At 72.9% G+C, this 7,030-nt stretch carries 8 protein-coding genes; 1 reads left to right on the top strand and 7 read right to left on the bottom strand.

The annotated features are described in order from the left end of the window. Window positions 1-220 precede the first annotated feature (220 nt). The 6 genes from AB0H37_RS36320 to AB0H37_RS36295 are packed head-to-tail and all read right to left on the bottom strand — an operon-like array spanning window position 221 to window position 5,130. Window positions 221-964: a copper homeostasis protein CutC gene (locus tag AB0H37_RS36320; protein ID WP_329088909.1), complete on the bottom strand. Its 744-nt coding sequence runs from the start codon at window positions 962-964 to the stop codon at window positions 221-223. Further along, window positions 961-1,902 (bottom strand): asparaginase, encoded by a 942-nt coding sequence (locus AB0H37_RS36315; protein ID WP_360617191.1) that lies wholly within the window; start codon window positions 1,900-1,902, stop codon window positions 961-963. The genes AB0H37_RS36320 and AB0H37_RS36315 overlap by 4 nt, the downstream gene beginning before the upstream one ends. Before the next feature lie 8 nt (window positions 1,903-1,910). Continuing rightward, window positions 1,911-2,753, bottom strand: coding sequence for an amino acid ABC transporter permease (locus tag AB0H37_RS36310; RefSeq protein WP_360617190.1), 843 nt, complete (start codon window positions 2,751-2,753; stop codon window positions 1,911-1,913). Then, a complete protein-coding gene (locus AB0H37_RS36305) occupies window positions 2,750-3,394 on the bottom strand; it encodes an amino acid ABC transporter permease (RefSeq protein ID WP_179835873.1) in 645 nt (214 codons plus the stop codon). Before AB0H37_RS36305 ends, AB0H37_RS36310 begins: the two co-directional genes overlap by 4 nt. A 19-nt stretch (window positions 3,395-3,413) precedes the next feature. Then, entirely contained in the window at window positions 3,414-4,349 is a 936-nt protein-coding gene (locus AB0H37_RS36300) for a glutamate ABC transporter substrate-binding protein (protein ID WP_229810400.1), read from the bottom strand. A gap of 52 nt (window positions 4,350-4,401) precedes the next feature. Further along, complete coding sequence (locus AB0H37_RS36295) at window positions 4,402-5,130, bottom strand: amino acid ABC transporter ATP-binding protein (RefSeq protein WP_329088919.1); 729 nt, start codon at window positions 5,128-5,130, stop codon at window positions 4,402-4,404. 116 nt (window positions 5,131-5,246) lie between these two features. Here AB0H37_RS36295 and AB0H37_RS36290 point away from each other — a divergent pair, with 116 nt between their 5' ends. Then, complete coding sequence (locus tag AB0H37_RS36290) at window positions 5,247-6,404, top strand: ROK family protein (RefSeq protein ID WP_360617189.1); 1,158 nt, start codon at window positions 5,247-5,249, stop codon at window positions 6,402-6,404. 3 nt (window positions 6,405-6,407) lie between these two features. On the opposite strand, the gene AB0H37_RS36285 is transcribed toward AB0H37_RS36290, so the two are convergent. Next, entirely contained in the window at window positions 6,408-6,770 is a 363-nt protein-coding gene (locus AB0H37_RS36285; protein WP_179835871.1) for an STAS domain-containing protein, read from the bottom strand. Window positions 6,771-7,030 lie beyond the last annotated feature (260 nt).

Genomic DNA, 7,030 nt, shown 5'->3' with positions numbered 1-7,030 from the left:
TCCGGAAAGACCGGCGTGGACCGCGTCTTCGACGGCGCCGACGACTTCGACCTGGAACTCGTCCAGGCCCGGACCTTCGACCGCCACACGCAGGTGCTGACCTACCGGCCGACCCGCCACGGCTGATCGACCACAGGACCGCGACGCCGTGCCGGGGTCCCGCCTGGAACACCCGGCCCGGCGGGGTCATCCGGCCCGGTGGACGTCCGTGGCGACCGCGCTAGTCGGCGGCGCGGATGACCGAGGCGATGCCGCCGGACGTCGTGACGAGGCGCTGGTACTCCGGCCGCCGCAGCTCCCCGCCCATGAACGGGTACGGGTTGCGGTGCACGGCCGGGCTCGGCTCCTCGCTGAGCGCGGCGAAGTGGATCTCGCGGGCGCCGGTCGCCGCCACGACCCGCGCGACGTTGCGGTCGGTGACGCCGCCGCCGGGCATCACGATGACGCGGTCCCCGGCGTGCCGCACCAGCTCGGCGATCAGCGGCGCACCCTCCAGCGCGCTCGCGTCCTGCCCGGACGTCAGGACGCGGGCCACGCCGAGGCCGGCGAGGACGTCCAGCGTGGCGAACGGGTCGGCGGCCATGTCGAAGGCGCGGTGGAAGGTGACGGGCAGTTCGCCCGCCGCCGCCATGAGCCGCTCGACGACCGGGCGGTCGACCGTCCCCTCCGGGGTGAGCGCGCCGATCACCACGCCGTGCGCGCCGGCCTCCCGGACGAGCGCCACATCGTGCTCCATCGCCGCGACCTCGTGCTCGTCGAAGATGAAGTCGCCGCCGCGCGGGCGGATGATGACGTGCACCCTGATCGACGACACGGCGGCGAGCGCGGCGCGGACGGTGCCCAGGGTCGGGGTGAGCCCCCCGTCGAACAGTGCCGCGCACAGCTCGACGCGGTGGGCGCCCGCCTTCTCGGCGGCGACGGCGCCCGCGACGCTGTCGATGCAGATCTCGTAGGTGAGGCTCACGGACGTCCTTCCGGGATGGTGCGGATCTCGCCCACCGGGCGCCCGCCGCCGAGGACGGGGACGGTGCCCAGCGGGCCGGCCGGGGTGGTGTCGGCGCCGAGCGCGGCGAGCGCGCGCAGCGCGATGGCGGTGGTGGCGCGGGGGCTGCCGTCGATGACCTTCACCGCGACGGCGCGGCCCTCGGCGGTGGCGGCGACGAGCACGCCCTCCGCGCCGCCCTTGGCGACCGAGCCGGGCAGTGCCCGCATGAACTCGGTGTTGTCATGTCCCGTCCCGCCCACGTACTCGGGGTGGGCGCGCATGGCGTCCGCGACCGGGCGGGCGTCCTCGGCCAGGACGAGGGACCGCGCGGCGCGGGCCAGGCCGGTCAGGGTCAGGCCGAACAGCGGCGCGCCGCACCCGTCGACCGCGACGGGCGAGGGGTCCTCCCCGGCGCAGTCGGCCATCACCTGCCGCACCAGCTGCTGCAGGGGGTGCGACGGGTCGAGGTAGGTGTCGAGCGGCCAGCCGTTGGCGACGCACGCGGCGAGCATGGCGGCGTGCTTGCCGGAGCAGTTCATCCGCACCCGCGACTCGCCCTCGCCCGCCCTGATCAGCGCGTTCCTCGTCGCCTCGTCCTCGGGCCAGGACGGCGGGCACCGCAGCGCGTCCGCGCCGAGCCCCGCGTCCGAGAGGATCCCCTCGACGGTCCTGACGTGGAAGTCCTCGCCGGTGTGGCTGCCCGCCGCGATCGCGAGGCGCTCCCCGGCCAGCGGCGCGCCCGCCTTCAGGCAGGCGAGCGCCTGGAACGGCTTGGTCGTGGAGCGCGGCAGGACGGTCTCCCGGGCGGCGCCCCGCACGTGGGCGAGTGAGCCGTCCGGGGCGAACCCGGCGACACTGCCGTAGTGGCGGCTCTCGACGAAGCCGTTGCGCACGACCTCGGCCAGTACTTCGTACATGTCGATCCTCACGGTCGCGCCGCCGGAACGGCCTCGCGGACGGCGCGGGACGGACGGGTCCGCTGCCGCGCCTCCAGCGTCCGCGCGAGCTTGGCCAGCGACGCGTTGATCACCAGGTAGATCAGCGCGATCACCAGGTAGGTCTGGATGAGCAGGTGGTTGTAGTTCGCCAGCACCTTCCCGCTGTAGAGCAGTTCGGCGTAGCTGACGACGAAGCCGAGCGAGGTGTCCTTCAGCAGCCCGGCCGACTGGCTGACGAGCGACGGCAGGACGCGCCGCGCCGCCTGCGGCAGCACGACCAGCCGCATCGCCCGCCCGCGGGTGAGGCCGAGCGCGAGGCCCGCCTCCAGCTGCCCGCGCTCCACCGACCGGATCCCGGCCCGGAAGATCTCGGCGAACGCGGCGGCGTTGGACACCGACAGCGGCACGACGAGCTTCCAGAACAGCGGGAGGTCGAGGCCGTACCTCGGCAGCGCGAAGAGCACGACGTAGACCAGCAGCAGCGCCGGGACCGTCCGGACGATCTCGACGTAGGCCGCGGATGGGACGCGCAGCCACCGCGCCGGCGACAGCCGCCCGAGCGCGAGCGCGACGCTGGCGGCCATCGCGAGGGCGATCGACACGGCCGCGGCGTAGAGCGTGGAGCGCAGCCCCTCCAGCAGGTACCGCCACATCGGCCACGTCCCGTACGGGCGCCACCGGTCGGCGGCGAGCTGGCCGTTCTCACCGAACTGGCGCAGCGCGAGCGCGACCAGGACGGCGCCGCCGAGCAGGGTCAGCGCGGTGGCGATCCGGATGCGGCGCCGGGCGCGCGGCCCCGGCTCGTCGAACAGCAGGCGCGAGGAGCTCATCGCAGGATCGCCAGCTTCCGTTCCAGGCCGCCGGTCACCAGGCCGAAGACCCCCGACAGCGCCATGTAGGCCAGGCCCGCCGTCACGAAGATCCAGATCGGTTGCGCCTCGGCGAGGTTGACCCGGTTCGCGGCGGCGGTCAGCTCGACCACGCCGACCGCGGCCGCGAGTGCCGTGTTCATCAGCGTCATGATCGCGATGTTGCCGAGCGGCTGGACGACCGTCCGCAGCGCCTGCGGAAGGACGACCAGCCGCAGCGACTGGACGAACGTCAGCCCGAGCGCGCGGGCGGCCTCGCCCTGCCCGGCCGGCACCGCGTTGATCCCGGAGCGGATCGCCTCGGCCGTGTACGCCCCCTGGTAGAGGGCGATGACGACGACCGAGGTGGTGAACAGCCCGGCGATCACCCCGATCTCGGGCAGCCCGAACACGGCGATGACGAGCCACACCAGCAGCGGAATGTTCTGCAGCACCTCGACGTAGGCCATCCCGGCGGCGCGCAGTACGCGCACCGGGCTGACCCGCATCGCGGCGACGGCGGTCCCGGTCGCGAGGGCTCCGGCGAGGGCCAGCAGCGTCAGCTCGACGGTGAGCAGCAGGCCGTCGCCGAACTCCCCGAGGTGGTCGGTGATGACGTTCATGACAGGGCGGGGCCTCCGCTCACTCCGAGCCCGGGGCCGAGCCGATCGCGGGCGGCTGCGGCGCCTCGCCCTGCACGACCGTCCCGATCGAGTTCTTCCAGACCTTCGCCCACAGGCCCGACTGCTGGATCTGCTTGAGCCAGTCGTTGACGAACTGCTTCATCTGCGCGTCGCCGTGCTTGAGGCCGATGCCGTACGGGTCGCTGGTGAACGGCTTGCCCTGGATCTGGATGGACGGGTCCTGCTTGGCGGTCGCGAGCAGCACGGCCTCGTCCTGGACGTAGGCGTCGCCGCGGCCCTGCTTGAGCGCCTGCACGCACTCGGGGTCGCTGCCGAACGTGACGATCTTCGCGTCCGGGGCGACCTTCTTGATGGCGGGGATCGCCGGGGTGTTGGCGCCCGCGATGATGGTCTTGCCCTTCAGATCGGCCGGGGCCTTGATGCCCGTCTCGTCCTTCTTCGTGGCGATGACCAGGCCGGAGCTGTAGTACGGCCCGGCGAACGCGACCTGCTTGGCACGCTCCGGAGTGATGCTGTAGGTCTGGAACACCACGTCCACGGTGCCGTTGGCCAGCAGCGCCTCGCGGGTCTCCGACGCCGAGTTGACGATCTTCACGTTGGGCTTGCCGATGATGTACTTGGCGAGCAGCCGGCCGAAGTCGGCGTCCAGCCCCTCGACCTTCTTCGTCGCCGGGTTCTGCTGGGAGAGCAGCGGCGCGTCCAGCGAGCCGCCCACGACCAGCTCACCGCGCTGCTTGATCTTCTCCATGGTAGAGCCGGCGGGCAGGTCGGCGGCGACCGGGGCCGAGGCCGCCAGGTCGTCGCCCGCGCCGCCGCCGGAGCCGGGCACCGCGGAGTCGGAGTCGCCGCCGGAGCAGGCCGCCAGGCCCGTCAGCGACAGCGCGGCCATCGCGGCCACCGCCGCCCGCCGCATCCCCGCAGGGGTACGCACCATGATCATCAACCTTTCTCGGGTGGCGCGCCATGGGCGGCGCACCGGGGTCGCACTAGTGGCTGAGGACCTTGGCCAGGAAGTCCCGGGCCCGGTCGCTGGCGGGGGAGTCGAAGAAGGCGGCCGGCGCTCCGGTCTCGACGACCTCGCCGTCCGCCATGAACACGACGCGGTCGGCGACCCGGCGGGCGAACCCCATCTCGTGGGTGACGACCACCATCGTCATGCCGTCGCGGGCGAGGCCCGTCATCACGTCGAGGACCTCGCCGACCATCTCGGGGTCGAGCGCCGAGGTCGGCTCGTCGAACAGCATCGCCTTCGGGCGCATCGCGAGCGCGCGGGCGATCGCGGCGCGCTGCTGCTGGCCGCCGGACAGCTGCGCGGGCAGCTTGCCGGCCTGCTCGCCGATGCCGACCCGGTCGAGCAGCTCGCGCGCCGTCCGCTCGGCCTCGGCGCGCGAGACGCCGCGCACCCGGGTGGGCGCGAGCGTCAGGTTCTCCAGGACGGTCTTGTGCTGGAACAGGTTGAACGACTGGAACACCATGCCCACGTCCGCCCGGAGGCGGGCGAGGGCGCGGCCCTCCTCGGGCAGCTCCTCGCCGTCGACGCGGACGACGCCGCCGTCCGGCGTCTCCAGCCGGTTCAGGCACCGGCACAGCGTCGACTTGCCCGACCCGGACGGGCCGATCACCACGACGACCTCGCCGCGGGCCACGTCCAGATCCACGTCGCGCAGGGCGGTGTGGTCGCCGAAGCGCTTGTACAGGCCGCGAACCTCGATCATTCGGTCACCTACGTCCCAACTTCCTTCGAAATCGAAGTCAAAGAGGACGATAGAGCGTCAAATCGACGTAAGTCAACGCGTTGCCGTACCAAGTTCGCGCATGCTATCTATCTGGGGTGCGTAACAGCAGAGACGACGGACCGGCGGCACTCGTGCGGCTGGTGGCGACCGGCCAGGCGGAGTCGCGGGCCGAACTCGCCCGGCTCTCCGGCCTCGCCGCCTCCAGCGTCTCGCTGCGGGTCGAGCAGCTCATCGAGGCCGGCCTGTTCGCAGAGGAAGGCGCCGGGGCCTCGCGCGGGGGCCGGCGGCCCCGTCGCCTTCGGCTCGCCCGCGAGGCGGGCGTGCACCTGGTCGCCGATCTCGGCGCGCACCACGCCCGCCTCGCGGTCGCCGACCTCGCGGGGACGCCTCTCGCCCTGTCCGACCTCGCGTGCGACATCGCCGTCGGGCCCGAGGAGACGCTGGCCGCGGTCCTGCGCAGCCTGCACACCCTCGCCGGCGAGCACGGCCTGCGGGACGTCCCCGTCCGCGGCGTCGGCATCGGGCTTCCCGGGCCGGTCGACCCGGCGACGGGCCAGGTCGTCTCGCCCTCGCGCATGCCCGGCTGGAACGACTTCCCCGTCCGCGACTACGTGTCCGGCCGCGCAGGCGTCCCGGCCCTGGTCGAGAACGACGCCAACCTCATGGCCGTCGGCGAGCACCGCGGGTCATGGCCGACCCTCGACAACGTGATGGTCATCAAACTCGGCAGCGGCATCGGCTGCGGCGTGATCGTCGACGGGCGGCTGCACCGGGGGCGCGGCGCCGCGGGCGACATCAGCCACGTCCGGATCCTGTCCGAGGCCACCGTCGACTGCTCCTGCGGCCATCCCGACTGCCTGGAGGCCCACGCCAGCGGCGCCGCCCTCGCCGCGTCCCTGGCCGCCCAGGGCATCGAGGCGGACAACCCGTCCCGGATCGTCGACCTCGTCACCGACGGCGTCCCCCAGGCGACCAGCGCGGTGCGCACGGCCGGGCGCCTCATCGGCGACGTGCTGACCGCGCTCGTGAACTTCTTCAACCCCGACGCGCTCGTCATCGGCGGCAGCCTGTCCAACGCCGAGCCGCTCGTCGCGACGATCCGGGGCGTCATCTACGAGCGCTGCCTGCCGCTCGCCACCCGCAACCTGGAGATCGCCACCTCCCGCGCGGGCCGCGACGCCAGCATCCTCGGCGCGGGCCACCTGCTCCTCGGTATCGCGGACGAGTGGATCGACCGCGCACTGGAGCGCTGAGGGCTACCCGCTCGCCGCCGCCGACAGCGCCTCGCGGGCCGTCGCCACGTCCGGCGCGATGGCGACGCGGCGCTGCAGCCCCGCCACCTCCGACACCCGGCGGACGATTCCGCGCGGCGGCAGCACCACCCACATGGGCACGCCCAGCTCGGTCGCCCGCATCTGCGACCGCGTGATGACGTTCAGCCCGTTGGAGTCGCAGAACGTGCAGCCGGTCAGGTCGAGGATCAGGGCGGGCGTCCCGGAGTCCAGGAGCCGGACGGCCTGCGCGAGGACCGCCTCGCCGTTGCTGAGGTCGACCTCGTCCGGGAACGTCAGCGTCCCGCAGGTCTCCGTGCGCTCCACGCGCCCCACTCCGAGATCCATGACTCGCCCCAAAGCCGATTTCCTCACCTGGATGACAACGGGGGGTACTTCACTGCGACTGTAAGCTCCAAAGCTGGACGAAACCTGAAAGAAAGAGTCAAGTCTAGGACCTCCCTCACCCATATCGCCGACGATCTCGTTCACTGGCGTTTGATCCCGTTTCGTCGCATTGGTGGACGCGCGCCGGAGCCGCTCGCCCTGCCGCCGTCCCGCCGTCCACTCCAGGGCCGTCCTCATTCCCGAACCCTCCCTGACCCGAC

It is taken from the genome of Actinomadura sp. NPDC023710 (assembly GCF_040639875.1).
In the GTDB taxonomy this organism is placed as follows: domain Bacteria; phylum Actinomycetota; class Actinomycetes; order Streptosporangiales; family Streptosporangiaceae; genus Spirillospora; species Spirillospora citrea.
Note: the sequence above shows the minus strand (reverse complement) of the source record. Positions and strands in the feature narration are given on the sequence as shown.

Bases quoted from the DNA above. Each gene is read 5' to 3' on its own strand.
- AB0H37_RS36315 (WP_360617191.1), bottom strand. From the start codon at position 1,902: ATGTACGAAGTACTGGCCGAGGTCGTGCGCAACGGCTTCGTCGAGAGC.
- AB0H37_RS36310 (WP_360617190.1), bottom strand. From the start codon at position 2,753: ATGAGCTCCTCGCGCCTGCTGTTCGACGAGCCGGGGCCGCGCGCCCGG.
- AB0H37_RS36305 (WP_179835873.1), bottom strand. From the start codon at position 3,394: ATGAACGTCATCACCGACCACCTCGGGGAGTTCGGCGACGGCCTGCTG.
- AB0H37_RS36300 (WP_229810400.1), bottom strand. From the start codon at position 4,349: ATGGTGCGTACCCCTGCGGGGATGCGGCGGGCGGCGGTGGCCGCGATG.
- AB0H37_RS36295 (WP_329088919.1), bottom strand. From the start codon at position 5,130: ATGATCGAGGTTCGCGGCCTGTACAAGCGCTTCGGCGACCACACCGCC.
- AB0H37_RS36285 (WP_179835871.1), bottom strand. From the start codon at position 6,770: ATGGATCTCGGAGTGGGGCGCGTGGAGCGCACGGAGACCTGCGGGACG.